General features: G+C 50.7%; 4 protein-coding genes and 2 pseudogenes. All 6 read left to right on the top strand.

Features of this window, described 5'->3' with window-relative positions:
- Positions 1 to 388: pseudogene (locus O71_RS24490) on the top strand (plasmid transfer protein); the annotation flags it as partial.
- Positions 385 to 585 carry a hypothetical protein gene (locus O71_RS22345; protein WP_051017845.1) on the top strand — a complete coding sequence of 67 codons (201 nt, stop codon included), beginning with the start codon at positions 385 to 387 and terminating at the stop codon, positions 583 to 585. The pseudogene O71_RS24490 and the gene O71_RS22345, both read left to right, overlap by 4 nt.
- Positions 555 to 914 (top strand): hypothetical protein, encoded by a 360-nt coding sequence (locus O71_RS22340; RefSeq protein ID WP_051017844.1) that lies wholly within the window; start codon positions 555 to 557, stop codon positions 912 to 914. The genes O71_RS22345 and O71_RS22340 overlap by 31 nt, the downstream gene beginning before the upstream one ends.
- 17 nt (positions 915 to 931) lie before the next feature.
- The gene (gene traK / locus O71_RS21115) at positions 932 to 1,540 is read left to right on the top strand and encodes a conjugative transposon protein TraK (RefSeq protein ID WP_007661352.1); all 609 of its coding nucleotides are present in this window, start codon (positions 932 to 934) and stop codon (positions 1,538 to 1,540) included.
- Positions 1,541 to 1,625: 85 nt separating this feature from the next.
- On the top strand, positions 1,626 to 1,904 hold the full coding sequence (locus O71_RS21110) for a hypothetical protein (RefSeq protein WP_040575099.1): 279 nt from the start codon (positions 1,626 to 1,628) through the stop codon (positions 1,902 to 1,904).
- Positions 1,891 to 2,219: pseudogene (locus tag O71_RS21105) on the top strand (conjugative transposon protein TraM); the annotation flags it as partial. The gene O71_RS21110 and the pseudogene O71_RS21105, both read left to right, overlap by 14 nt.

The following is a 2,219-nucleotide window of genomic DNA, read 5'->3' as shown; positions in this document are numbered from 1 at the left end:
TCTGTATGATGCGCAGGCGCTTTGCGCCATCAGCATGCTGCTCTACTTTGGCCTGGAGGCTTACAAAATGATGGCCGGTGATGAAACGCTTCGCATCATGCCCTTGCTGCGCCCTTTCGCCCTGACACTGGTGATTGTTTTCTGGCCAGGGTTTATCGATGCTGTGAACCTGCCGCTGCAGCTAGTCAATGATCAGGCAAAAGGCATGTACGGCGCACAGGTAGACCAGGTGGAGGATTTGCACCGGGAACGCCTCGCGCTGGTAGACTCTGTGGCCCGAAAACTCTCTGAGAGCAGCGCCGAGTTTGAGCGGATTGAGAGTGAAGCCAGTGACGCGAGCTGGTACGAAACGATGGGGATTGACCTGCAACCCTGTTTAACAAAATGAAAGGCTATTACCTGATGCTGATGGCCAAGCTGCACTTTACGGCGATGATGGTGGTTGAGTGGATTGTGATCAGCATCTTTCAGGTATGCTCCTACATTATCTATTTCCTGCAGATCATCTTTGCAGGCATTCTGGTGATCCTGGGTCCCTTCTCCTTTGCCTTAGCGTGCTGCCGGGCTTTCGGGACTCTTACCTGACTTGGATTGCCCGCTATATCTCCGTGGGGCTGTACTCGGGACTGGGCTATATCGTTATGTCCATCTCCTTTGTGCTGGTCAAGTATGGGTTGATGAAGGAAATAGATATCCTGAAGGCAGTACTGGGCAACGAAGAGATGTTCATTGCCTACGTTTCCTTCCCCTCGGGCAGCATCAGTTTCTACATCGTCTCCTTGATTGTGGGAGGATTGGCCATGCTGACCATTCCCATTATTTCCACCTGGATCGTGCACACCACGGGTGTGGGTAATGCCATTGGTACGATGGCAGGAGGAGCTGCGAAGGCGGCCGGAGGAATTTTAAAGTAAACTAAAAAGCGCTTGCTATGATAAACAACCTTGAAAAGAAAATGAAGCTGGCATTTGCCGTGAGTATCGGCAGCTTTATCTCCTCCATCATTATAGTAGGCACGGTTTGCGCCTTTGCCTTTCGTTATGCCGAGGAGCAACGGAAGAAGATCTATGTGATTGACCACTCGGTGCCGCTCTTGGTGGAGCAGACCGAGCTGGGGGTAAACCGGACAGTAGAGTACAAGTCGCACGTGAACATGTTTCACCTGCTCTTCTTCACGCTACCTCCAGATGACGCCTACATTAAGAATAACATCTCCAAGGCCATGTACCTGGTGGATGAATCCGGTCTGGCACAATACAACAACCTGAAGGAGAAGGGTTATTACAACCAGATCCTGGCTAGTTCTGCGGTTTTGACGATCAAAACCGATAGCGTTAAAGTGGACGAAAACAGGCACTTTACCTACTACGCCACACAGCGCATTGAGCGGGAGACCTCTGTGATGAAAAGACTTCTTGTCACAGAGGGGGATCTTGAGGAAGTGCCGCGCACAGAGAACAACCCCCATGGACTTTTGATAAAGAACTGGAAAACGGTCATGAACAAGGACTTGGAGTATGTCGAAAAGAAATCCTTTTAGCGGTAACATAAAGCAAAGGCTTTCATACCTCAGGGAAAGTGTCAGGGACAACTGTGCCTCGAATCCTAAAGCAGTAGTGCTGTCCATGCTGGTTTTACTGTCTGTGGCTGTCATGGGGCTATTAGTCGTCCGGCACCTGCACCAGGGAAACTATGCCGTGTCGGTTGGCAAGCTGTACAGGCAGTTTGATACTTCTGGCGACAAGATGACTATAGGCAGGTCAAGTACCGCAGATATGCTGGAGCTGATAAAGCTCTACAACACGGCCAGGCAGCTGGATCCTGACAGCCTGCGTGCTCAAGACAGTGTTTTTCTCAAAGCTATTGATCAGCGTTTAAACCGAATCATCCATGAAGAGAATTAACTTTCGGCATCCCAGATATGCCATCCCGCTCATCATACTGCCTTTCCTTGTCCTGCTTAATTATCTGTGGCTGGACATGACACCGGCGGCCACCGCCGCACAAACAAAAGTGGAGCTCACCGAGACAACAGCCCTTAATACCTCCCTTCCGGATGCCAACCTGAGAAAGCGGGACATGAAGGATAAGTTCTCGGCTTTTCGGGACGAGTTTAAGTATAGGACCGATTACTCGGCCATACAGGAAATCGGGGAGGATAGGGTAGACCCCAGGGACATTGCCTATGGCAGCGTGTACACGGAAGAGGAGCGGCGGAT

This window comes from Pontibacter sp. BAB1700 (assembly GCF_000277005.1).
Classification (GTDB): domain Bacteria; phylum Bacteroidota; class Bacteroidia; order Cytophagales; family Hymenobacteraceae; genus Pontibacter; species Pontibacter lucknowensis.
This window is presented reverse-complemented; position numbering and strand designations above follow the sequence as displayed.

Excerpts from the sequence above, each read along its gene's own strand:
- O71_RS22345 (WP_051017845.1), top strand. The coding sequence starts at position 385 with ATGAAAGGCTATTACCTGATGCTGATGGCCAAGCTGCACTTTACGGCG.
- O71_RS21110 (WP_040575099.1), top strand. The coding sequence starts at position 1,626 with ATGCTGGTTTTACTGTCTGTGGCTGTCATGGGGCTATTAGTCGTCCGG.
- traK (WP_007661352.1), top strand. The coding sequence starts at position 932 with ATGATAAACAACCTTGAAAAGAAAATGAAGCTGGCATTTGCCGTGAGT.